This window comes from Halobacillus sp. AWM4_238 (genome assembly GCF_056158265.1).
Genome location: NZ_JBSWSY010000002.1, coordinates 647,378 through 669,090 on the forward strand (window position 1 = coordinate 647,378; position 21,713 = coordinate 669,090).

General features: G+C 45.1%; 25 protein-coding genes. 16 read left to right on the forward strand and 9 right to left on the reverse strand.

The features are described from left to right. Nucleotides 1-179 precede the first annotated feature (179 nt). The 7 genes from ACXACN_RS03360 to ACXACN_RS03390 all read left to right on the forward strand — a co-directional run bounded on the left by ACXACN_RS03360 (nucleotide 180) and on the right by ACXACN_RS03390 (nucleotide 5,332). Entirely contained in the window at nucleotides 180-314 is a 135-nt protein-coding gene (locus tag ACXACN_RS03360; protein WP_474962320.1) for a hypothetical protein, read from the forward strand. Nucleotides 315-433: 119 nt separating this feature from the next. Then, the gene (locus ACXACN_RS03365; RefSeq protein WP_474962322.1) at nucleotides 434-568 is read left to right on the forward strand and encodes a hypothetical protein; all 135 of its coding nucleotides are present in this window, start codon (nucleotides 434-436) and stop codon (nucleotides 566-568) included. An 87-nt stretch (nucleotides 569-655) separates the two neighbouring features. Further along, nucleotides 656-784: a hypothetical protein gene (locus ACXACN_RS03370; protein WP_474962324.1), complete on the forward strand. Its 129-nt coding sequence runs from the start codon at nucleotides 656-658 to the stop codon at nucleotides 782-784. Between the two features lie 225 nt (nucleotides 785-1,009). Beyond that, on the forward strand, nucleotides 1,010-2,281 hold the full coding sequence (locus tag ACXACN_RS03375; RefSeq protein WP_474962326.1) for a molybdopterin molybdotransferase MoeA: 1,272 nt from the start codon (nucleotides 1,010-1,012) through the stop codon (nucleotides 2,279-2,281). 4 nt (nucleotides 2,282-2,285) lie between these two features. Then, nucleotides 2,286-3,299 (forward strand): GTP 3',8-cyclase MoaA, encoded by a 1,014-nt coding sequence (moaA, locus tag ACXACN_RS03380; RefSeq protein WP_474966786.1) that lies wholly within the window; start codon nucleotides 2,286-2,288, stop codon nucleotides 3,297-3,299. A gap of 81 nt (nucleotides 3,300-3,380) precedes the next feature. Next, entirely contained in the window at nucleotides 3,381-3,806 is a 426-nt protein-coding gene (locus ACXACN_RS03385) for a YwpF-like family protein (protein ID WP_474962327.1), read from the forward strand. Between the two features lie 164 nt (nucleotides 3,807-3,970). Next, nucleotides 3,971-5,332, forward strand: a complete 1,362-nt coding sequence (locus tag ACXACN_RS03390) for a TrkH family potassium uptake protein (RefSeq protein WP_474962329.1) — start codon at nucleotides 3,971-3,973, stop codon at nucleotides 5,330-5,332. A gap of 223 nt (nucleotides 5,333-5,555) precedes the next feature. Here the strand turns inward: ACXACN_RS03390 and ACXACN_RS03395 are convergent, their stop codons facing one another. Continuing rightward, nucleotides 5,556-5,681 carry a YjcZ family sporulation protein gene (locus ACXACN_RS03395; protein WP_160912810.1) on the reverse strand — a complete coding sequence of 42 codons (126 nt, stop codon included), beginning with the start codon at nucleotides 5,679-5,681 and terminating at the stop codon, nucleotides 5,556-5,558. A 75-nt stretch (nucleotides 5,682-5,756) separates the two neighbouring features. Then, nucleotides 5,757-5,960 (reverse strand): hypothetical protein, encoded by a 204-nt coding sequence (locus ACXACN_RS03400; protein ID WP_474962331.1) that lies wholly within the window; start codon nucleotides 5,958-5,960, stop codon nucleotides 5,757-5,759. A gap of 354 nt (nucleotides 5,961-6,314) precedes the next feature. On the opposite strand from ACXACN_RS03400, the gene ACXACN_RS03405 reads away from it, so the two are divergent. The 6 genes from ACXACN_RS03405 (at nucleotide 6,315) to ACXACN_RS03430 (ending at nucleotide 13,627) form a co-directional block, all read left to right on the forward strand. Beyond that, nucleotides 6,315-7,799, forward strand: coding sequence for a phytoene desaturase family protein (locus ACXACN_RS03405; protein ID WP_474966787.1), 1,485 nt, complete (start codon nucleotides 6,315-6,317; stop codon nucleotides 7,797-7,799). Further along, a complete protein-coding gene (locus ACXACN_RS03410) occupies nucleotides 7,796-9,271 on the forward strand; it encodes a phytoene desaturase family protein (protein ID WP_474962333.1) in 1,476 nt (491 codons plus the stop codon). The genes ACXACN_RS03405 and ACXACN_RS03410 overlap by 4 nt, the downstream gene beginning before the upstream one ends. A gap of 2 nt (nucleotides 9,272-9,273) precedes the next feature. Continuing rightward, nucleotides 9,274-10,110 carry a phytoene/squalene synthase family protein gene (locus ACXACN_RS03415; RefSeq protein WP_474962335.1) on the forward strand — a complete coding sequence of 279 codons (837 nt, stop codon included), beginning with the start codon at nucleotides 9,274-9,276 and terminating at the stop codon, nucleotides 10,108-10,110. A gap of 355 nt (nucleotides 10,111-10,465) precedes the next feature. Then, the gene (locus ACXACN_RS03420; protein ID WP_474962336.1) at nucleotides 10,466-10,612 is read left to right on the forward strand and encodes a hypothetical protein; all 147 of its coding nucleotides are present in this window, start codon (nucleotides 10,466-10,468) and stop codon (nucleotides 10,610-10,612) included. A gap of 165 nt (nucleotides 10,613-10,777) precedes the next feature. After that, the gene (locus tag ACXACN_RS03425; RefSeq protein ID WP_474962338.1) at nucleotides 10,778-12,280 is read left to right on the forward strand and encodes a UDP-N-acetylmuramoyl-L-alanyl-D-glutamate--2,6-diaminopimelate ligase; all 1,503 of its coding nucleotides are present in this window, start codon (nucleotides 10,778-10,780) and stop codon (nucleotides 12,278-12,280) included. A 117-nt stretch (nucleotides 12,281-12,397) separates the two neighbouring features. Further along, a complete protein-coding gene (locus ACXACN_RS03430) occupies nucleotides 12,398-13,627 on the forward strand; it encodes an MFS transporter (RefSeq protein ID WP_474962340.1) in 1,230 nt (409 codons plus the stop codon). Between the two features lie 43 nt (nucleotides 13,628-13,670). On the opposite strand, the gene ACXACN_RS03435 is transcribed toward ACXACN_RS03430, so the two are convergent. The 6 genes from ACXACN_RS03435 to ACXACN_RS03460 form a co-directional block, all read right to left on the reverse strand. Continuing rightward, entirely contained in the window at nucleotides 13,671-13,829 is a 159-nt protein-coding gene (locus tag ACXACN_RS03435; RefSeq protein ID WP_474962342.1) for a DUF4021 domain-containing protein, read from the reverse strand. 53 nt (nucleotides 13,830-13,882) lie between these two features. Further along, entirely contained in the window at nucleotides 13,883-15,355 is a 1,473-nt protein-coding gene (locus tag ACXACN_RS03440) for a phytoene desaturase family protein (protein ID WP_474962344.1), read from the reverse strand. Beyond that, nucleotides 15,352-16,461 carry a glycosyltransferase family 2 protein gene (locus ACXACN_RS03445; RefSeq protein ID WP_474962346.1) on the reverse strand — a complete coding sequence of 370 codons (1,110 nt, stop codon included), beginning with the start codon at nucleotides 16,459-16,461 and terminating at the stop codon, nucleotides 15,352-15,354. The genes ACXACN_RS03440 and ACXACN_RS03445 overlap by 4 nt, the downstream gene beginning before the upstream one ends. Before the next feature lie 18 nt (nucleotides 16,462-16,479). Further along, nucleotides 16,480-17,142, reverse strand: a complete 663-nt coding sequence (locus ACXACN_RS03450) for a lysophospholipid acyltransferase family protein (RefSeq protein WP_474962348.1) — start codon at nucleotides 17,140-17,142, stop codon at nucleotides 16,480-16,482. Next, nucleotides 17,123-17,896: a carotenoid biosynthesis protein gene (locus ACXACN_RS03455; RefSeq protein ID WP_474962350.1), complete on the reverse strand. Its 774-nt coding sequence runs from the start codon at nucleotides 17,894-17,896 to the stop codon at nucleotides 17,123-17,125. The genes ACXACN_RS03450 and ACXACN_RS03455 overlap by 20 nt, the downstream gene beginning before the upstream one ends. A gap of 113 nt (nucleotides 17,897-18,009) precedes the next feature. Continuing rightward, nucleotides 18,010-18,519 (reverse strand): DoxX family protein, encoded by a 510-nt coding sequence (locus ACXACN_RS03460; protein WP_474962352.1) that lies wholly within the window; start codon nucleotides 18,517-18,519, stop codon nucleotides 18,010-18,012. A 1,036-nt stretch (nucleotides 18,520-19,555) separates the two neighbouring features. Between ACXACN_RS03460 and ACXACN_RS03465 the strand changes: the two genes are divergently transcribed. The 3 genes from ACXACN_RS03465 (at nucleotide 19,556) to ACXACN_RS03475 (ending at nucleotide 20,888) form a co-directional block, all read left to right on the forward strand. Continuing rightward, nucleotides 19,556-19,780, forward strand: a complete 225-nt coding sequence (locus ACXACN_RS03465; protein WP_474962354.1) for a DUF1659 domain-containing protein — start codon at nucleotides 19,556-19,558, stop codon at nucleotides 19,778-19,780. A gap of 23 nt (nucleotides 19,781-19,803) precedes the next feature. Beyond that, the gene (locus tag ACXACN_RS03470; RefSeq protein ID WP_474962356.1) at nucleotides 19,804-20,016 is read left to right on the forward strand and encodes a DUF2922 domain-containing protein; all 213 of its coding nucleotides are present in this window, start codon (nucleotides 19,804-19,806) and stop codon (nucleotides 20,014-20,016) included. 728 nt (nucleotides 20,017-20,744) lie between these two features. Continuing rightward, entirely contained in the window at nucleotides 20,745-20,888 is a 144-nt protein-coding gene (locus tag ACXACN_RS03475; RefSeq protein WP_474966789.1) for a YvrJ family protein, read from the forward strand. Nucleotides 20,889-20,962: 74 nt separating this feature from the next. Here the strand turns inward: ACXACN_RS03475 and lepB are convergent, their stop codons facing one another. Continuing rightward, nucleotides 20,963-21,484, reverse strand: a complete 522-nt coding sequence (lepB, locus tag ACXACN_RS03480; RefSeq protein ID WP_474962358.1) for a signal peptidase I — start codon at nucleotides 21,482-21,484, stop codon at nucleotides 20,963-20,965. Nucleotides 21,485-21,713: the final 229 nt, after the last annotated feature.

Here is a 21,713-nt window from a genome sequence, read left to right on the forward strand (position 1 = left end):
ACGATTCATTTAAAAGCACTCATATCAGCCGCAGGAGATGCATAATGTATTCCTGTGGCTTTTTTAATGGAAAAATTTCTAACAAAGCCGTAGTATGCCCTGCGGCTTTTTCTTATGCTATCTAAGAGTAAATTTACTCTTTAGATATAAATATTACACTTTGAAAAGAGGTGATTGTCATGACGATTCAATTCTTCATTTTTACAATTACAGTTGCGAAGAACAAAAAAAGTTGTCAGCCCTACCCTGGTTACAAGCCGACAGCTAAAGACCAGTGGCTTGACCGTAAATCCGCATTCAGCCGTTACATGTAACAAATACAAAATTTAAGGAGGAGATGGCAATGGGAGAATTAATAAGGATGGCTTTTATGAACTGGTTGAATGTGGAGAAGGATACCGCTTAGCCTCACTACGAAGAGGAGGAAAAAACAATGAGAATCCATATGATTCTTTTTACCATCATTATTGAACGTGCGAGTGTCGCCTCTGTTGAGAAATCAAAACAACACAGCCGACAGATCGAACAGAAAATCAATGATGTGAAAAGTAAATATACCGTTATATAATCAATCAAACCTCTGCCTGTTAGGCAGAGGTTTTGTCATAAAAACATTCCTTCCTTGGGACAATAGAAGAGAGGGGAGGGAATGAACATGGCATCAGGAAACAAAAAGATCACCAAGCGTAATGAGAAAAAACATGCGCGTAAGGAAGAAAGACGTGGCAAAAAGCAGGATGAAACAGCCATCAACCACGTCGTCAATGTGTACGATCCTATTTAAGGAATTCAAGGCCTGGAGCATTTGCTTCAGGCTTTTTTATTTTACAGGCAAATGTGGTTAAAACCATCTGAAATTACGCGAGTAACCCTCCCTCGATGATCAAGGCGCGCGTTTACCTTTCTGGTGTTTTAGGGAAAAGAACCAAAACATCCTTAGAAAATCTTTGAAAAAATATGAATATTCCTATATGTTCAAAGAAAGATGTTAGCAAAGGAAGGATCGAGGATGAATTTACATAGAAAACCACTTCCAGTCCCCGAGGCGGTCGACAGGGTGATGACCTATAAAAAAGAAGGGAAGATGGAAGCCGTTCCATTAGAGAAAAGTGATCGGCGTACGTTAGCTGAAGATTTAGTTGCTACCCACCCGGTACCCCCTTTCAACAAATCTCCCTATGACGGTTTTGCTTTACGCTCAGAAGATACATCGGCATTATCGAGAGAAAATCCCGGCCACTTTCATGTAACTGAAACGATCGGTGCCGGGCAACTGGCGAGTAAACCGGTTGAAGAGGGAGAAGCGGTCCGGATCATGACAGGGGCAGAGATTCCTGAAGGTGCCGATTGTGTGGCAATGTTTGAAATCTGCCAAACGTATAAATCTGAGGGCGCCTCCTATATGACATTAAAGCGACCCATGGATAAAAATCAAAACATCATCAGAAAAGGTTCAGAAACAGAGGAAGGTACGGTGCTTGTAGAAGCCGGAACTAGGATTAATCCAGGTGTGAAAGCATTGCTTGCAACCTTTGGGTATCCGGAGGTTAAGGTTTATCGTAAGCCTAAAATTGGTGTTTTTGCTACAGGAACAGAACTTCTTGACGTTGAGGAACCGCTTCAGCCAGGAAAGATCCGGAATTCCAACGCTCCGATGATCGTATCGCAGATTGAGCGAGCAGGAGCGGAAGGGCATTTCTTAGGGAAGCTTGAGGATGACTTTGATGCTTGTTATGAAGCCGTTTTCAGTTCTTTGAATGATTACGACCTTCTGATTACCACTGGTGGCGTATCTGTAGGCGACTATGATCTCATGCCTGACATATATGAAAAGCTTGAAGCCCAAGTGCTCTTCAATAAAGTCGCGATGCGCCCCGGGAGTGTGACGACGGTTGCTGAGCTTAATGGTCAGCTGCTTTATGGATTAAGTGGCAATCCGTCTGCTTGTTATGTCGGGTTTGAACTTTTCACTTATCCAATCATTCAAAAGCTGCTTGGAAATCCGAAGCCTTTTCACACGCGGATCAAAGCGACCCTTGGGGAGGACTTCACCAAGCCAAATCCTTTCACCCGGTTTGTTCGTGGGAAAATTCTTTACGAGGAAGGGCGGGTGGAGGTATGTCCTGCAGGGATGGACAAGTCGAATGTCGTGACCTCCTTAGCAGGAACAGACGCCTTCATCGTGCTTCCTGGGGGAACGAGAGGCTTTGAAAAAGGAGATGCTGTCGAAGCCATCCTTCTAGAGAATCTTGACGGACAACCATATTTTGAGAAGGGGTGATCTTATCGACTCACACATCATTGATCAACTCGGTCGTCCCATCAAAGATTTAAGAATATCAGTCATCGATCAATGCAATTTCCGCTGCACCTATTGCATGCCGGCGGAGATTTTCGGGCCGGATTATGCGTTTTTACCGAAGGAAGAGCTGCTCAGTTTTGATGAAATTGTTCGGCTTGCAGAGATCTTTGCTCAATTCGGAGTAGAAAAAATCCGCCTGACTGGAGGAGAACCGTTGATGAGGAAAGATCTTTCGGATCTCGTACGCCGGTTAAAACAAATTGATGGCATTGAAGATATTGCCGTCACAACGAATGCGGTCTTTCTCGTAAGACAGGCTCAAAAACTGAAGGATGCAGGGCTGGACCGTGTGAATATCAGCCTTGATGCCATCGAAGATCACGTATTTCAGGAAACGAATGGGCGTGGAGTGAAAACGAAGCCGGTCTTAAAAGGAATTGAATCCGCAAGAGACGCGGGGTTGAACATAAAAATTAACATGGTTGTGAAAAAGGGAATGAATGAAGACCAAATCCTGCCGATGGCCCGTTATTTCAAAGGAACCGGGGATACGCTGCGCTTCATTGAATTTATGGAAGTCGGCAACCACAACGGCTGGAATATGGATGCCGTCGTTTCAAAAAAATGGATCATTGAGCAGATTCACCAGGAGATGCCCCTCGCGGCCCTAGATCCAAATTACTATGGAGAAGTCGCCTCCCGCTATCGGTATGAAGATGGTTCAGGAGAGATCGGAGTCATCTCATCTGTAACAGAAGCCTTTTGTTCAAGCTGTACGAGAGCTCGTCTGTCCGCGGACGGGAACTTATTTACTTGTCTGTTCGCATCTTCCGGTTATGACTTGAAAACCATGCTCCGTGAAGGGGAAAGTGATGAAACGATCACCGATTATTTGCTCGCGATTTGGACAGGGCGTAACGATCAATATTCCGTCGACAGAGCCCACGGAAAGCCGATGAAAGCGAACAAAATCGAAATGTCTTACATCGGAGGATAAAAAAAGGTCGAAATCAGTCTTTGCTCCAGTCCTCTCCGTGTTCTATAATGGAGATAATTATCATTCTCGGAGGTCATTCGAATGAAAACCTTTAAACTGATTTCATTGGATATCGTGGAAGAAAAACACGAGGATATCACTCAAAGACGCATCAAGCTTGAAGACGGTTTGATTATCAACAGGGAAGATGATCATGGCCGCTGGGTTATCGAAGCTTTCATCGATGAGAGTTATCGTGAGTTCTTTGAAACGATGAAAGAAAAGGAAGAAGAAATCATCATACAAGTGAAAATTACGAAGCAAAGCAACCGTCCAGCTACTTTTCTCGTAAAACCGATTGACGTCAATATGATCGGTGACCGCATGAATGTCATTTTCATGGGAACGATTGTGGACCGTCAGCAGGAACAAGTGGAATGGGTATTAAAGCAATTGATGGATGAAGGCTATCAGGGAGAAGACCTCTTAGAAGAATTCAAAAAACGTGGCCAGGAATCAAAAGCATAACCATACGGTGGAGGCGTCTGATATTCAGACGCCTCCGACGTGTGTAGGAGTTCAAATGTCTTACATTTTTGAGAATGCGGAAGTAATTTGTCGAAGTTCCTGCTATACTAATTAGTGGTAATAGACATCGATTAGACCTGGTAACATCAAAGGAGTTTTACGTTATGTGGGTGAGAAGAAAGAGCCTGCGATGGCTGAATGACTTATCGCCATTCCAATTAATCGCATTATATTATATGGTCGCAGTCACCATATCTTCCATATTGATTGCCCTTCCAGTGGCGCATCGAGATGGAGTTAAGGTTGAATTCATCGATGTTTTATTCACGGCGGTCAGTGCGGTCAGTGTCACAGGTCTAACTACCTTGCCGACAGCTGAAACATTCAGTACCACAGGGTATTTCATCCTGGCGATCGTCCTCCAGTTCGGAGGCATCGGCGTGATGACCCTAGGTACGCTAATCTGGTTGATGCTCGGGAAGAAAATCGGCTTGAAAGAACGCCGGTTGATTATGACGGACCAAAACCAGACATCCTTCGCCGGGATGGTCCGCCTCGTAAAACAGATCGTACTTGTCGTCTTGATGATCGAACTTATTGGTTTCCTTGTACTCGGTACGTATTTTCTTCAGTACTACGAACCAGGCGAAGCCTATTTACAGGGGTTCTTCGGAACAATCAGTGCGATGACGAACGGTGGGTTTGACATTACGGGCCAATCCTTGATTCCTTTCCGTGACGATTATTTTGTGCAATTCATTAACATAATCCTCATCATCGCCGGGGCGATCGGTTTTCCGGTTCTGATCGAGGTCAAACAATATTTGATGCAAAATCATGAAGAAAAGACCATCCGTTTCTCTTTGTTTGCCAAACTTACGACGTTCACTTTCTTTGCGTTGGTCGTGCTCGGGACGGTCATGATCATCATTTTAGAAAGCAACCATTTCTTTTCTGACAAGTCCTGGCATGAAATTTTCTTTTACGCCTTGTTTCAGTCTGTCACGACAAGAAGTGGTGGACTCTCCACCATGGATATCAATCAGTTTACAGAACAAACCCAGTTGTTCATGTCTTCCTTGATGTTCATCGGTGCTTCCCCGAGTAGTGTAGGAGGAGGGATCCGGACGACGACGTTCGCCCTGGTGGTCATTTTCGTCCTGACTTTTGCAAGGGGCGGAAACAATATCCGATTGTTTAGAAGAGAAGTGCACCCTGAAGATTTGAATAAGGCAGTTGTCGTCACGATGGTCGCTTTATTCGTCTGCTTCAGCGCCGTCATTACATTGACCATTACAGAACCATTTACACTGAATGAACTCGTTTTCGAGGTCTGCTCAGCGTTTGGAACTGTCGGGCTATCGCTCGGCATCACGCCAGGTTTGTCTTCCTTTGGAAAAGTTGTGCTGATGCTGCTCATGTTTTTAGGTCGGATCGGGTTATTGACCTTTTTATTCTCCTTCAAGAAACATGACAAAGCCCAAGGAAAATACCATTATCCTAGAGAGAGAATCATTATCGGATAACCGTCTAACTTATAATGAAAAAATCACGAAAAAAGGACACACCCTCATAGGGTCGTGTCCTTTTTTAGGAATAGAATAAGGATGAGTCTTTGGGAAGAGGGGAGAGGTTGCCTTTTCTTCCATACTTTCTCTGCGCTGCACTCAACGTTTACCACGCCGGAATCGATATGGGAAAGCACAACGTTCAGGCCCTCGTCCTATGCTAGTTGTTTTTTATCAGTGGTTAGCAGTAAAATGCTGCACCAACAATGATCAATAGGATGAACAATACGACGATCAAGGCGAAGTTATTGCCGCAACGCCGTGGTCTGTAGCACTGTCTTCCTCCGTAAGGATAGCCTCCGTACATAAGCTCACCTCCTGTTGTTACATTCGTAGCCTATGCACGAGAGAGGAGCTGTGTATGGTCATCTACCCAGCTTCATCAACTCATGAAGGTCGGGGGAGAGAGTTTTGTTATTTTACTTTTTTGATGCATGCTGTCAGACTGTTGCTCCTGGTGATGCTCACACTGATCCAGCTCTTCGCACCAATGATTCAATTGTTCATTGCTGTATTGATTGTGTGGCGGATGGTGGGTCGAATGGGAAGGGTAATAAGGTCCGGAAACCCTTTGATTTGAATACATAACCATGCCTCCTTCGACCATATTATCCCCTCCATTCCCTTAATTATCCTTGTGAAAAATTCACATCGATCATGGAATGAACAATCATTGAAAAAGGTAAACAGTAGAAGCTGAACATTATTTGAGAACGAAAAAAACTTACAAGAACATTCAACAGGATTTTCCGTTAAAATAAGCGAAAGTAATACTTTACTAAAGTAGAGGGTTATAACATCCGCCTGAAGGGTAAAAAATGAGTATAAAGATATGGAAATATTGGAAAAGCACATTGATGAAGTTGGATCAATGGTCGCTTTTGTACATATTATGTATAATGTTTGTACAACAGAAGTTCAGGAGAGAAGGTGGATGGTTATGAAGAAGATCGCCATTATTGGAGCAGGACCTGGAGGATTAGCCTCAGCAATGATTCTTGCAGCCCAAGGCTATGATGTTCATGTCTATGAAAAACAATCCTATGTGGGCGGGAGGAACGGTCATTTTTCGCTCGGGGATTATACATTTGATATCGGCCCGACATTTTTGAGTATGCCTCAGATTATGGAGGAAATCTTTGAAATGTCGGGAAGGAATGTTCATGATTATATGGATTTGAAAGAACTTTCTCCTATGTATGAACTTCAATTCGACGGAAAAAGGGTACCTATGTACCGTGAACGAGATAAAATGCTTGATGTGATCGCTGAGCATTTCCCGGGGAATGAGGCCGGTTATGAAGGCTTCATGAAGGATACAAGAGAGAAGATGCAGGCGCTCATGCCTCTTTTGCAAACGAAACATAACAAATGGACGGATTATCTCAGCAAACGGGCGTTAAAAGCCCTGCCAAAACTTTCGCTCGGAAAATCGGTCTATGATGTGCTCTCCGATTACTTTACTGATGAACGGCTGAAAATTGCTTTCACGTTTCAAGCCAAATACTTAGGGATGTCACCGTGGGAATGTCCAGGAGCTTTTTCCATCCTCTCGTACATGGAACATGAATGGGGAGTGTTTCACCCGATCGGAGGGGTCAATCAACTGTCAAAAGCGATGGCGAAAGTGACCGAGGAGCATGGAGGAAACATTCATTTAAGTGAAGGCGTCCAGAAAATCAATGTATCAGGCAAGGAGATTACAGGACTTGTCCTGGACTCCGGCGAGACGGTTCAGGCGGATGAATACATCATCAACGCGGACTTTGCCGATGCGATGACCCGTCTCATTGATGACGGTGTCCTGCGCAGCCATTCCAAAGAAAAGCTCGGGAAGAAAAAGTATTCATGCTCTACTTTCATGATCTATGTCGGCCTTGATAAAATCTACGACATGCCTCACCACACCATTCTTTTTGCCGAGGATTATCAGAAGAATGTGAATGAGATGACCAAAGACCTCGTTTTGTCTGATGAGCCGTCTATTTATATCCATAACGCAAGTGTGACCGATCCGACCCTCGCACCTGAAGGGCATTCAGCGGTCTATATTTTGGCCCCTGTCCCGAACAATTATTCTGAAATTGACTGGGATGATAAACAAGAGACTTTCAAATCTTTGATTTATGATGAGATCGAGAAAAAGACAGGGTTTACAGACATTCGAAACCATGTTGTCGAAGAAAAGGTACTCACACCGAAGCAGTGGCAGACCGACCACTTTGTCCACCAGGGAGCAACGTTCAGCCTCGGTCACCAGCTTTCTCAGATGATGTACTTCCGCCCGCACAACAGGTTCCAGGAGCTCGATCACTGCTGGCTCGTCGGTGGAGGAACCCACCCGGGGAGCGGTTTACCGACCATCCTCGAATCAGCAAGAATCACCACGGGATGGATTAGGGAAGAGGAGGTGCAGCCGATATGAAAGAGACGGTGATTGTCGGAGGAGGCATCGGCGGGCTTATGACGGCGCTGTTATTATCCAAAGACCCAGACCGGAAGATCTCCATTTATGAAAAAAAGGATGAGCTCGGTGGCAGGCTTGCCTACGAGCGTCATGGAGAATTTAAAATCGATCAGGGGCCAACGATTGTTCTTCTGCCTGAAATGCTTCTCGGGATCTTAGAAGACGGTGGCATTCCAAGGCAACGGATTCCATTGATCCCGTGCGACCCGCTTTATCATATTCATTTTCCTGACGGTACGACGTTCAACAAGTATGCTGATGCTGAAAAACAAAAAGCAGAACTGAAAGAGAAATTTCCCGGCAATGAGATTCGTTTTGACCGCTTTTTAAGTGATATGCGGACACGCTTTTTGCAGGGGAAGGCTCAGTTTCTCGAAAAATCGTTTGTAGACAAAAGGACCTTTTTCTCTCGTAAAAACTTGAAAACATTAATCAAGTTAAAAGCCTACCAGAATGTGAAAAAAATGATGCGCAGTTATTTCGATGATGAGCGTCTTGTAGAAGCCTATACGTTACAAACGTTGTATATCGGAGGTCATCCCGAACAATCACCCGCGATGTACTCGCTCGTTTCCTACAGTGAACATGAACACGGAATCTGGTACATGAAAGGTGGCTATGCTCACCTTGTTGAAATCATCGAAGACGAGTTGGAAAAAAGAGGCGTGCACATTTTTAAAGGAAAATCTGTCGAAAGTGTGGAAACAAGTAAAGATAGAGCTACTTCCATAACGGTGGGGAGAGAAAAAGTTACTTTTGATGAACTGATTTTAAATGGTGATTTTCCACTGATGGACAAAATCATGCCTGCCGACAAGCAGCTTCAACGGAAATACACCCCCTCTTCTGGTTGTCTGCTGCTCTATATGGGACTTGACCGCACCTATGAAAACGAATCCATCCACCAGTTCTTCATGTCTCGTGACTTTGACAGCCATATGAGACAGGTATTCGTTGAAAAACAATTGCCCGATGATCCGTCGTTTTATACCTTTCATCCATCCTTAGTGGATCCTTCTCTCGCTCCTGAAGGAAAAGGGGTCCTCTACACATTGATTCCTGTTCCTGCAGGAGAGAAGGTCGACTGGAATAAGAAAGACCAGTTAATCGAAAACGTCATCGACGAAATGGAGGTCCGCGGATTTCCTGATTTGCGAAAACATATCGAATGGATGCATATCCGAACGCCTGAGGATGCCGAGCGAGAGGGATTGTATGCAGGAGGCAGCTTCGGAATTGCACCGACCCTATTCCAATCCGGGGTCTTCCGGCCACAGCTGCAGCCGTATCCATTAGCCAATGTGTATGCCGTCGGAGCTTCCATTCATCCAGGCGGTGGCGTTCCGATTGTTATGCAGGGAGCCAAATTGTTGGCAGATTATTTGCAATATGGGGTCAAAGAGAGGCATAATTACAAGCGAGGTGTTTAGTGATGACGGACTTGAATCAAGCCTACGATCATTGTCGCGAAGTAATCGAAAAGCATTCCAAAACGTTCTCAAAAGCATTCGCTATGCTGCCTAAACAGCAGAAAAGAGCCGTTTGGGCGATTTATGCCTTTTGCCGTCGTGTGGATGATATCGTAGATGAAGGACTTAACCCAAAAACAGAACTCGAAGCTTTTTCCCAGCAATTCGATCAGTTCATGGAAGGGAAACTGGAACTAGAGGACCCTTCCTGGATTGCCCTCGATGATGTTTTTAGAAATTTCTCCATCGATCCCGCCCCCTATTATGACATGATCAAGGGTCAGCGGATGGATTTGTATCCTACCACCATCCGCAACAAAGAGGATTTATTACATTATTGTTATCATGTCGCCAGCACGGTCGGTTTGATGCTTCTGCCTGTCATAGCGCCGGGAAAAGTCGGGGCTCTGCGCCAAGGGGCGATCGAACTCGGGTATGCCATGCAGATCACCAACATCCTGCGCGATATAGGAGAAGACATGGAAATCGACCGTGTTTACTTACCGCAAGAAGTGATGGACAGCCACGGATACACGTTTTTTGATTTGAAAGAGAAAAAGGTGAATACTGCATTTATTAACATGTGGGAAGATTTAGCCTCTGATGCCGAAGTTTATTATGATAAAGCAATCAAAACATTACCTGATTATCCGTTATATTCACGGGCACCCGTAGGAGGAGCCGCTAAAATGTATCGGGCCATCCTTCCGACTGTAAGAAAAAACGGCTATCAAGTGTTTAATCATCGCAATTTCGTTACAGATCAAGAGAAAAAGCAGATCATTGCAGACATGCAGTGAGTCTGCTTTTTTTCTTTCGTGCGCATCACACCTTCTGTGTCGTGATGCGCGCGCAAGAAGCACTTCACCGTGCGCAAGAACCACTTCACCGTGCGCAAGGCCGCTTCACCGCGCACAAGGCTCGCTCCATCGCGCGCAAGCCCACTTCACCGCGCGCAAGCCCGCTCCATCGCGCGCAAGCCCGCTCCATCGCGCGCGAGGACCACTCAATCACGCGCAAGCCCCGCTTCACCGCGCGCAAGCCCGCTTCAACGCGCACAAGGACCACTCAATCAAGCACAAGAACCTGTCATGTATAATCCTGTCCCTTCCTGCGAATACTTGTAGCAACATTAAATCAGAAAGGTAGAGGAGAATGGCAGAGAAATATTTAATCTATTACCAGGCAAAATCAGGGGTTGTGAAACAAGTCCCTGTTTATGCTTCGCACAAAGAAAAAGCGCGGGAAAGCCACTTGAAGTCGAACCCGCAAGCAAAAATCACTCATGTTCGTCTCTTATAATCTTGATATCTCCAAAAAGACAGCACCGATTTCGGCTGCTGTCTTTTTTGTGTAAAAAACATCGAATTCGAGATGTTTGGTTTCGATTGTCTTGAAATTGGGAAAAGCGTATCGTACGTGGCTTTAACGAAATAAAGCGGATTTTAGCATATAGAGGATGATGATATGAAGACAAAGACGTACATCCTGAACGAATTACTGAATGGATCTGTTCAAGGACCACTCCAACAGGAAATCCACGCTGTGACCTATGATTCAAGGGAGGTCGAACCTCAAGATGCATTCGTATGTATCAAAGGAGAGCATGTGGACGGCCATTTATTCATAAAGCAGGCAATTGAAGGGGGTGCACAGACGATCGTTGGTACGGATCAGGAGGTGTTGAATCTTTTAGCGGCCCAGCATCCCCACATCAGCTTTGTTTGTGTAAGAGATAGTCGAATGGCGCTTGCTGTGTTGTCATCTGTTGTGTGTGGTTCCCCTGCTGAATCTCTACATACGATTGGAGTAACAGGAACAAATGGAAAAACAACGGTGACCGCGTTCACACATTCTTTGTTAAACCGTCTTTCTTTTCGAACAGGATCAATTGGAACAGCAGGGATTTGGGATGATCATCAAAAGATAGATTTTAAGCAGACGGTTCCGACCACTCCAGAAGCACCTGATATTCATCGTGTGCTGAATCACTTTTGTAAGAAAAAGATGCAAGCAGCTGTTATTGAATCCACATCCATCGCTCTTGATCAAAAGCGTTTGGAAACCATCCATTTCAATGTAGCGGTCCACACCAATCTTACCCCCGAGCACTTGGAATTCCACCAGACGATGGAAGCCTACAAAAAGGCGAAAATGAAGTTGTTTCAACAAGCGGATCAAGCTGTCATCAATGCCGATGATCCACTGATGGCGGATGATCTAATTCAAACCTTTCAAGGACCAATGACGACGTATGGGATCCATCAGCATGCTGACATACAAGCCTCCCATATTCGTACGACGAGAAAAGGGACCACTTTCGAGTTGGATGCATTCGGCATGAAGTATACGGTTAAGGCCCCTGTTTTCGGAGAGTACAATGTAATGAACCTCTTGGCTGCCATCGCTACTTGTCACCATGTTGGATTTTCTATAGACACCATTTTAACCGTCACGGATCATATCAGGAAACCGGAGGGGCGTTTTCAAATCGTTGAAAAAGAGGTCCCGTATCAAATTTTATTGGACTATGCGCACACGCCAGACGCCCTTTCCCATGTCTTGGAGGCTGTCGCTGAAATTCCTCACAGAAAACTTGTAGTAATGATTACAGGAATTGGGCTCCGGGATCCGAAAAAACGACCACAGATGGCTGAGGTTGTGGAAGAGATAGCGGATGAAATTGTCGTCAGCGTCGACCAGCCAGGACATGCCGATCGACAGACTGTGGTGAATGAAGTGTGCCAAGGGTTTCAACGGAAGTTCTCTTCTCATGTCCATACCCGCCTGCACAGAGAAGAAGGCATCCACTTATCTCTCGGGTTAGCCGAACCCGGGGACCTTGTTTTACTGACAGGCATCGGGTTTGGCGGGTATCAAATCATTGGAGATGAAAAAGTTCCATACTCCGAACTGGCTGTCATTGATGATTACTTTTATAAGATCGAAAACTATAAAAAACCAGTATGAAAAAGCAAAGAGAGTGCTCTCTTTGCTTTTTTCTGTTGAATCGACTTGTTTTTCAATATATACCCTGTGTGGTATTATAGTCTTTATGGAAAAATTATTATAGAGAGGAGGTAAAAGGTGAATCAGCACAACATACGTTTAGGTGTAAAAGCCAACCTATTTTCCTTTTCATTGCTTGTGATCATTAACTTTTTTGTCGGTTCCATGGTTGGTTTAGAACGCACCATCCTGCCTATTCTCGGAGAGGAGATTTACGGGATAGCATCCACGAGTGCCGCGCTTTCATTCATCGTCAGCTTTGGTTTTTCAAAAGCGGTCATGAACTTTTTCGCCGGTAGCATGGCAGACCGGTGGGGGAGAAGACGTGTCCTCTTAGGGGGTTGGGCTATAGGATTGGTGGTTCCTTTGCTTGTGATTTTTGCTGAAGCATGGTGGATGATTGTCGTGGCCAATATCTTTCTTGGAATAAATCAAGCTCTGACATGGTCCATGACCGTCAATATGAAAGTCGATCTCGCAAAGGCTGATCAGAGGGGATTGGCTGTTGGATTTAACGAATTCGCCGGCTACGTCGGCGTTGCTGTCATGGCTGCGCTGTCCGGTTACATGGCTTCACGCTATTCGCTTACACCAGAGCCTTTTTATATCGGTATCGGTCTTGTCGTTGTAGGGTTTATCCTATCCTTGTTCGCTGAAGATACTAAAAAACATGTACAAAGCCAGGTGAAAAAGAAGACTGCAACTTCCGGGCTTTCTACTGCAGAAGTATTCAAGGAAACGACATGGAAAAATAAAAATTTATTCAGTAGCAGCCTGGCGGGTCTAACCACGAACCTTAAGGATGGAATGGCGTGGGGGCTCTTTCCTATCTTCTTGAGTGCGGGCGGATTGAGTGTCGGCCAGGTAGGTACAGTCGTCGCGTTATACCCGGCAGCCTGGGGATTCTTTCAATTGTTCACAGGCATATGGAGTGACAAAATTGGAAGGAAGAAGTTAATCGTTTCCGGGATGCTGCTCCAGGGACTATCTCTATGGTTTATTCTTCTCGTCGATTCATATCCGATGTGGCTGACGGGAGCTCTTTTCTTAGGGATCGCTACTGCGATGGTCTACCCAACAATTCTAGCCTCCATCAGTGATGTCGCACCACCGGAGTGGAGAGCCACTTCCATGGGCGTCTATCGTTTTTGGCGGGACAGCGGGTATGCATTCGGAGCAATACTTGCTGGTGTTTTTGCAGATATCCTATCCGTTCCATGGGCGATTGGAATTGTCGGCATGCTTCCGATCCTATCGGGGATCCTTTCCCTCTACAAAATGGATGAAACCTTATCATTGAAGAAATAACAAAAAGGGAGGCATGACCAGCACGTCATGCCTCCCTTTATTATTATTTATTCCGATCGTGGAGACGGTCTTCTTCTTCCGTTTCTAACATCCCATAATCGCCGTTCATTGCCTGTTCATCCGGATCGACGCCAAGGTCATTGGTTACAGGATTCAACGGGCGTTCTTCTTTTCGCTGTTTATTGCGTTTGTTTTTCTCCATTCCAGACACCTCCCTTTTTATCTTGGCTGAAAAGGGGAGGAGTATGCAGGAGGTTATTCGACATGAACAAGTTTTCCGAGAATTTCATTAGCGACATTCTGCCCGCTTAACACGACCATCGGAGAGCCGCCTCCGGGGTGTGTACTTCCACCGCAAAACCAGAGACCCTCAAGGTCCTGTGATTTGTTGAACGGCCTCATGAATGCCTGTGATCGTCGGTTGGAGGAAGGTCCGTATAAAGATCCGCGATAGGCACCGAAATGTCTCTCGATATCCGCTGGATCCCAGATGTGTTCGACCTGGACATGATCTTTGATCGGAACGCCCGCTGCTTGCAGTCGATCATAAATGTGGGATTTATAGGCTTGTTTATCATATCCACCTTTCTGCTTGAGAGCAGGAGCGTTGACGAGGATAAAACAGTTATCCCCTTGATCCGAAACGGAGTAATCCGATTTCGAGGAGGTACAAATGTAAATCGTCGGATCTTCAGCGTAATGACCGTTTTTCAATACGTTAAATTCCTGTTTATAGTCATGAGAGAAAATTAAATGGTGATGCTTCAACCGGCTGATTTTCGTATCCAGTCCGGCCATAATAACAAAGGCGGAAATGGAAGGGTCGTACCCTTTTAGTTTGCGGTTGGTCAACGTACGTCTCGCATCTGGATCAATCAATTCCGGAACGGCCTTTAGGAGGTCTCCATTCATAATGACATGGTCCGCCTCGAAGTGGTCGCCATCCGCTGTTTCCACTCCGGTCACACGTTGATTTTCGTGATGAATCTTTTTCACTTTCGTCCCTTGATACAGCCGGACTCCAACGTTTTCTGCAGCTTTAACGAAAGTATCCGCAATCCTCGTGTTGCCCCCGCGAACAAAATAAACCCCATCATTCCATTCAAGGTGGGCAATCATACTGAACGTGGCAGGTGCTTGATAAGGGTTGGAGCCGATATACGTGGAATACCGGTTCAATGCCTGGATGATTTTCGGGTTTGAAAAGTACCTTCTGAAAAAGTGATCCATGGATTCCAGAGGACGAACGTTCATCATGCTTTTCGCAAGGGAAGGGGCAAAGTAATCGCTCCACCCATTGAAAGTTCTGTGCAAGAAGTGCTTCTGGGAAAGGTGATACAAGCGTTCAATTTCTACAAGGAAATCTTCATACATCACATGTCCTTTAGGATCGAGCCTTTCCAACTGTTGCTTCATATAGGTTTGATCGGTGGAGAAATCAAAAGCAGTACCGTCTTGAAACTCATTTCTCGTATGGGTGACAATTTTTGCGAAAGGAAGCTCTTCCCGTGGATCAAGCCCACCCTGCCTGAGTACATCGTTAAATACCTCGGGCATGGTAATGGTGTTCGGACCGAAATCGAAATGGAATCCGCCTTCATCGACGCTCATCATTTTCCCGCCAAAGTGATTGTTTTTTTCGAACAGCCTCACGTCAGCTCCGTGCTTCGCGAGGGTAACCGCAGCTGATAATCCTCCGAGTCCTCCCCCGATGATCGCGACTTTCATTGATAATACCTCCCTTTCCATTGATATTTTTCGCCTCGTTTATGAACGAACATCGATGCCATCATAATCGCAATCAGCATTACAACGGCAACTGGCAGTAGAAAGGAAAGCCATAACGGATGCCCCGTCCGTGCGTCTACATACATCTTGAAACTAACCGTCAAGAGGTAGGGGAGGAGAAGGGCATAACTTCCTGAGAAAAGTCCAACTAAAGCCAGGGCGGCAGGGGCTAAGAAAACGACTGTATAAAATAACGTCAGGAACACCACCATACCCGAAGAACGGCCGATCCCTGTGTACGCATTCTTTTTAAATCCTTCCCATGTCTCTTTTCCAGAATCGTACATATAGGAAAGCACGGATTCTGTAATGTTGGCGAGGATCATCTTGTATCCATGTTCTTTCACTTCTCTTGCAATATGTACATCCTCGACGAGGGAATCTTTCACAGATGCATGACCTCCAATGGCTTCGTACGCTTTTTGTTCGATCATGATGAATATTCCGCACGCGGCGGTGAACATCGGCTTCGTCGTCCGGTTTGCGACAAACAAAGGAAGGTGAAGCAGAACGACTATATGCTGAAGCGGGACAAGCATATGACTGAGAAAATGGGCATTGGGGTAATTGGGAAAACCGCTCAGCATGCTGGCCTTTTTCTCTTGCATTATGGCGAGTGTTTGTTGAATCACACCAGGAGCAACGCGTGCATCCGCATCCAGAAACAAAAGATACGCACCATGGGCCGCCTGTGAGAGCTGATGGCAAGCATGCACTTTTCCGTTCCAATCTTCCGGAAGCTCCTTCCCCTGAATCACAGTAAAACGATCATCGTTCTGGACATGTTCGTTAAGCCTGTCGAGTGTTTGATCTTCTGAATGATCATCAAGCAGAATCACTTCCAAATCAGGATAGGTAAGCGCCCGCAATGACCGGATCAACCCTTCGACATTGTTTTCTTCATTTCTAAGCGGCACAAGCAGTGAAACGGATGGCTCATCTTCAAGCTCTTTTTTCGGGTGTAAAGGGTAAAGGAAAAGGCTGTTGAAAATCGTCCACACGTTCAAGACGATGGTGATGAGGAGAAGAATAAAAAATAGCGACATTATGATTCCCCCTTTCCATTACAATTTTTTAAAGGATTGATCATTTTCATGGATGACGTCTTGTCGTAATTCATCCAACTGCCTAGTAGCTGCCTCTTCAAAATACCGCGTCATTTCTTTTCTGTTAAGATCCTGGTAGTTCTGACGAGGGAGAGCTTCGCCAATTCGTATGTAGGCATTCGGCTTTTTCGTGTGTTCTAAAGCATAGTATAGCGAAACCGGAACCACATGGATGTCCGGACACTGCTTTGCGAGATAACTGATTCCCGAAAAAAATTCGAGTGGCCTTTTCTCAAGAGGCTGTTCATCTCCTTGAGGAAAAATCCACACGGTCTTATCCTGTTCGAGCAACTGCCTGCTGTAGTGCAGCGATTGCATTAAATGACGCCGATCATTCCCGTTCATTGAATAAGCTCCGATTCTCCGGAAAAAAGGGAAACGGAGGATGCCGTCTTCATGCATCATGCCATAGCCATCTGATTTTATGAGACGATCATTGATGTAAAAGATAAAAAGAGGATCCCACCATGTCGAATGATTGATCAGATACAAGGTCTTCTCATCATGAATCGATGAGGGGAGTTGGATTCGAATGCTGTTGAAATGATGGTTTAAAAAACGACGGTTGAAGCGGGTGAATCCCCACTGGATCCACGATGTTTTACGTGCGGGTAGAAACATAGGATCTCCTCCAGAAATACAAGACGTACCATAGGAGCGTCAGGATGCTTACAAACACAATCGCACCATACAACTGTCCGGTGAATGCGATGCAAAGAAACAAAAATATGATTAGTCCGAACGTTACTACCATTCTACGAGGCCATGGATGAACGCTTTTTTCTTCCTTGTCTCGAGGAATGAACAAGAAAATCAAATGAAAAAGAGCAGCCAGAACAAACCAGCCAAAGAAGTTGGAAAACGGGATGTCGTAATAAAAGCCAGGATCTTCCCAAATCCAATATTCCTTCACTTTAAAAGAAACCGGGTCGAGGATGAGATCCATCGTCACCGCGGCTAGCGCACCCGTGACAACAAAAATGAACCGGCTGGCCCAAACGTTCCACCCGCTCGATAAAACACGGGCCAGTTCATGCGAGCAGCCGATGATCAACAGCCAGGCGAAACCGATCGTAATTGGCGTGTCCGCAATTTTTAATCCGAAGTTTTCCGTGTAATGGTAGGCTCCAAATAAGAAATTGTACGCTACTCCTAAATGTTCCACATAAATACTGACGACAATGATGATCAGGCTGTAGAGTATCCCTCGCCAAACACCGTACATTTTTGAAAAATAGATCCCTGCGACGACACCGGCCGTAATCAAAAATACGCTGTTGGCCCATTCGAGCCAGGGGGGCAGCAAGTCAAATGTAACTAAGACAACACCGCATATGTACCAAAAAATAAAAAAACGGAAAATATAAGTAGTCATAGAGCACCTCTTTCTTTTTACGGTGTTGAAAATTATGTATAAAATCATCATACCTCATCCAGAAGCAAAATAAACGAAAAAAGCCCTATGGGTGACCCATAGGGCTGGATGTATTATTGATGAGCAAGTCTTCCTCTTCTTACATGAAGTTTGGTCCCTTGTTTCTTGAGCATCGGGACGACCCAGCGGTCTAATCCGTATCGTCCGGCATTGGCTCCAGCTACAAGAAGGAAGATCGTGAGCAGAACCATTTGTGGATTCGTGCTGACCGTTCCGCTGAATAAGAAAGCGAAGTTCATGAGAATGCCACCCAACGCCGCTGCGTTCGTAAATAATCCTAGAATAAGTGCAATTCCGACGAGGACTTCTCCCCACATGACGATGAATGCGAAAAACTCATGGTTTGGAAGCGCGAATTGTTCAAGGAAGACTGCCCACCATCCCTGGACAGCCGGGTGTGCACCTTCAGCTTTAGCGATCGCTCCATTCAGGAATCCGCTCACTTCAAAGCCACCCGTAATTTTTCCGATACCAGCGGTTAGCCAAGCATACCCGAGATACACTCGAAAGACAGTCAAGATCATGGCTACAACCTTGTTGTTTCGTAACAGATCATTCAACATGAAACTCACTCCTTATTTTAGTTTGTTCACCACTTCACATGAGGGTGTGTAAGAAGATCTCTTTCTTACAATTCAAGTATATGAGGATAAGGCAAGTAATTCCATACTTTGTTCACTATTTCACAATCTATTCAATCTTTTATGGCAAATTTGTGAAAAAGTTTGTGTTTCTGTTTCTTTTTCAGGGTAGGATAAAAATATACGATGATTATGGAACAGGCTAAGCAAACGCTTAAAATATTTGCTATGATAGATAGGAAAGAGGGGTGGAACAAGAATGGAAATTATCATGTTTTTTGTCAGTCTTATTGTATTATTAGGTCTAATAGGATTAACGATTTTTGATAACGGTTGATACTTAATGAAGAAAAGAGTCCGTGAAAGGATCCAAAAAAGGTTCCTTTCCCGGACTCTTTTTATGTTCTTGCAACATAGCTCCATATTGTGGAAGATTCAGTTTCGAGATGTTCCCGGGGTTCGTTGCCTGGTTGAGCGTCAGGGGTGGTTGGGAAGCAACTCGCTTTCCTGCGGGGATGACGGCAAGCTTCCTCGGACTTCGTCCTGTGGGGTCTTGCCAGCCAATCCATTCCCGCGGGAGTCTCGCAGCTTCCCAACCACCCCCTTTCATAGTAAGGAGAAACGAACCCCTATACCTAGAGGAAGTGCCCCCTCCTATGGCAGGCATAAAGCGCTCTGTATCAAGCTTATAGATTCTGAATTCCTGCTTGTGGAGAGGTTATATGATCCACTTTCCTCAGTCATTCAAGCTGATTCTTCCAGAAGTGATTTCGAGAGTCTCCCATGGCAAAGGGGCGGAGGGGAATGGGGAGACTCCCGCGGAAAGCGAGCTATTCCCCTCCGCCCCGATCCACACACACAAACATCTCGAAATCAAGTATTCAAGAATACTGTCATTTTCGTTAATAAACTTTTATTGACGGATACATATAAGAGAGGTAGAACTAAAAAAATTAGCAAGTGAATGACACTTTTTTCTCTTCTCCTTCGATTATAGATGTGAGAGGAGGTGAAGCACATGGCCGTAAATACTTTGAAAGTAGACAGTCGCTTGCAGCTTGTCTTTTCAACAGGTACTGATGAGGACGGAAACATGGTTCTTAAACGTAAATCCTTCAACAACATCAAAACAGATGCAACAGATGAACAATTGCACGAAGTAGCTGTAGATCTTTCCCCGTTACAGCAGCACATTCTAGTTGATATCGCTCGTGATGATCGCTCAGTTTTGACTGAATCATAAGGTGAAAAAAGGAGGAGAATGAAATGAAAAAGCTGGAGCTTAAATTTTTGAATGTAGAAGGAAAAACCGTCACCATCAGCCTGGATGATCCGATCGAACCTGTCGATCCACTGCAAGTGAATGCAGCGATGGATGCCATCCTAGCCCAAGGCTGCTTCTATTCCAACGGGGGAGACCTCTTGGAAAAGAAAGAAGCACGCATCGTCGAACGCAACGTCTTCGATATCGAATTCTAAAAACGAAAGAGCCGCTATCCATCCTTAGCGGCTCTTTTTATCAAACTTAATCTTAACGAGTGTTACAAGTATATGGCAGGATTCTTTAAGACTTGATTTTGATACTTTTGTGCTGTGGATAGGGCTGCGGGGAATGACTCGCTTTCCGCGGGAGCGCGGTGAGCCTCCTCGGACTGCGTTCTGTGGGGTCTCACCCTGCACTTTTTTCCCGCAGGAGTCTCGCCATTCCCCTCCGCCCCTTTGCCATGGGAGATTCTCAAAATCACTGGAAGAAAAATCAGCGAGTATGATTGAAAAAGTGAATCTTATAACCTCTTCAGAGCTGTCAAGGTATATAAGCTTGATACAGAACGCCAGCAATGAATGACTGCCTAGGGAGGAAGATTATTTTCCAGCATTCAGTGTTGCATGCGCAATGCTCACAATATTATGAATTCAGATAGCGGTCATAGAAGTTACGATCTCCACTTTCCTTGTAGGAAAGCAGCTTATCCGGGAAGTAGTTTCGAGACACTTACGTGGTCAAGGGGCGGAGGGAAACGGTGAGACTCCTATGGAACGTGTGGGACAGGTGAGACCCCGGAAGGCGCAGCCTGAGGAGGCTCACCGCCCGCCCCATGGAAAGCGAACCTTTTCCCGGAGCCCCAAGAACCTCACAACCATCTCGGAACTGAGTCTTCCACAATCAGGAGCATATTAATATTAGGAGAAGAGGTGATTGGATGGAGATGGAGGCATGGATTTCAATCGTAGCGGATGTTGGCTTTCCTGTAGCGGTGACCTTTTACTTGCTGCATCGTGTAGAAGGGAAGCTGGATCAGCTGATTGAAACGCTTCATCAGCTGCCAGAAAAAATCGTCACGACTAAGTGAAAACAAAACGATTGTAGAACCACATAGATCACCCAAAAACGACCCGCCATTCATCAGGCAGGTCGTTTTTGTGCTTATTTCGTTAAACCCCATTCATTGAATGGATAAATGATCAGTTCCGTACGTCCGATGATCTCTTCTTCTTCAACAAAACCAAGGCCGTTACGGCTATCTTTACTGATGGAACGGTTGTCTCCCATGACGAAGTATTTCCCTTCTGGAACTTCGATCGGTCCGAAATCTCTCGTCGCTGACGCCGCTTCTTCTGTCAAATACTCCTGGGTCTGCTCCTCACCGTTCACATAAAGTTCGTGATCACGGATTTCCACTGTATCTCCCGGCTGTCCGATGACGCGTTTGACATAACTTTTTACTGGTCTCTCAATGATGACGATATCCCCTCGTGCGGGTTCATCTACATAGTATATAATTTTATTGAACATGACGCGTTCCCCGTTTTTGAGTGTCGGGTCCATGCTTGCCCCTTCAACAATCGATGTGGCGAAGAAAAATGTTCGTAATATAAATGCGAGTGTAATGGCAACAGCAATGGCCTTTAACCATTCCAACCATTCTTTTTTAGATTGTTCAGACAAACTCATCTTCCTTTCTAGATGAAGATCACATACCTTAACCTTAATTTTACCATATCGGGTCGGAAAGAAAAGGAGAGACGGAAGGGTTTTACGAAATTGTAAACTCTCTACTTCTTCATTCTCTTATATTTTCACCCTTTGTCGAAATTTCAAAACCTTTACCGATTGTGTTTACAAAAGTAGAGAAAATTGAGATAATTTTTTGCGTACAAGAAATGAATACGAACAC

Excerpts from the sequence above, each read along its gene's own strand:
- ACXACN_RS03435 (WP_474962342.1), bottom strand. The coding sequence starts at position 13,829 with ATGGAGAAAAACAAACGCAATAAACAGCGAAAAGAAGAACGCCCGTTG.
- ACXACN_RS03375 (WP_474962326.1), top strand. The coding sequence starts at position 1,010 with ATGAATTTACATAGAAAACCACTTCCAGTCCCCGAGGCGGTCGACAGG.
- ACXACN_RS03475 (WP_474966789.1), top strand. The coding sequence starts at position 20,745 with ATGGAGGCATGGATTTCAATCGTAGCGGATGTTGGCTTTCCTGTAGCG.
- ACXACN_RS03455 (WP_474962350.1), bottom strand. The coding sequence starts at position 17,896 with ATGACTACTTATATTTTCCGTTTTTTTATTTTTTGGTACATATGCGGT.
- ACXACN_RS03425 (WP_474962338.1), top strand. The coding sequence starts at position 10,778 with ATGAAGACAAAGACGTACATCCTGAACGAATTACTGAATGGATCTGTT.
- ACXACN_RS03415 (WP_474962335.1), top strand. The coding sequence starts at position 9,274 with ATGACGGACTTGAATCAAGCCTACGATCATTGTCGCGAAGTAATCGAA.
- ACXACN_RS03410 (WP_474962333.1), top strand. The coding sequence starts at position 7,796 with ATGAAAGAGACGGTGATTGTCGGAGGAGGCATCGGCGGGCTTATGACG.
- ACXACN_RS03440 (WP_474962344.1), bottom strand. The coding sequence starts at position 15,355 with ATGAAAGTCGCGATCATCGGGGGAGGACTCGGAGGATTATCAGCTGCG.
- ACXACN_RS03420 (WP_474962336.1), top strand. The coding sequence starts at position 10,466 with ATGGCAGAGAAATATTTAATCTATTACCAGGCAAAATCAGGGGTTGTG.
- ACXACN_RS03370 (WP_474962324.1), top strand. The coding sequence starts at position 656 with ATGGCATCAGGAAACAAAAAGATCACCAAGCGTAATGAGAAAAAACAT.
- ACXACN_RS03360 (WP_474962320.1), top strand. The coding sequence starts at position 180 with ATGACGATTCAATTCTTCATTTTTACAATTACAGTTGCGAAGAACAAA.
- ACXACN_RS03365 (WP_474962322.1), top strand. The coding sequence starts at position 434 with ATGAGAATCCATATGATTCTTTTTACCATCATTATTGAACGTGCGAGT.
- ACXACN_RS03390 (WP_474962329.1), top strand. The coding sequence starts at position 3,971 with ATGTGGGTGAGAAGAAAGAGCCTGCGATGGCTGAATGACTTATCGCCA.
- ACXACN_RS03470 (WP_474962356.1), top strand. The coding sequence starts at position 19,804 with ATGAAAAAGCTGGAGCTTAAATTTTTGAATGTAGAAGGAAAAACCGTC.
- ACXACN_RS03385 (WP_474962327.1), top strand. The coding sequence starts at position 3,381 with ATGAAAACCTTTAAACTGATTTCATTGGATATCGTGGAAGAAAAACAC.
- ACXACN_RS03465 (WP_474962354.1), top strand. The coding sequence starts at position 19,556 with ATGGCCGTAAATACTTTGAAAGTAGACAGTCGCTTGCAGCTTGTCTTT.
- ACXACN_RS03395 (WP_160912810.1), bottom strand. The coding sequence starts at position 5,681 with ATGTACGGAGGCTATCCTTACGGAGGAAGACAGTGCTACAGACCACGG.
- ACXACN_RS03460 (WP_474962352.1), bottom strand. The coding sequence starts at position 18,519 with ATGTTGAATGATCTGTTACGAAACAACAAGGTTGTAGCCATGATCTTG.
- ACXACN_RS03400 (WP_474962331.1), bottom strand. The coding sequence starts at position 5,960 with ATGTATTCAAATCAAAGGGTTTCCGGACCTTATTACCCTTCCCATTCG.
- ACXACN_RS03450 (WP_474962348.1), bottom strand. The coding sequence starts at position 17,142 with ATGTTTCTACCCGCACGTAAAACATCGTGGATCCAGTGGGGATTCACC.
- ACXACN_RS03445 (WP_474962346.1), bottom strand. The coding sequence starts at position 16,461 with ATGTCGCTATTTTTTATTCTTCTCCTCATCACCATCGTCTTGAACGTG.
- ACXACN_RS03405 (WP_474966787.1), top strand. The coding sequence starts at position 6,315 with ATGAAGAAGATCGCCATTATTGGAGCAGGACCTGGAGGATTAGCCTCA.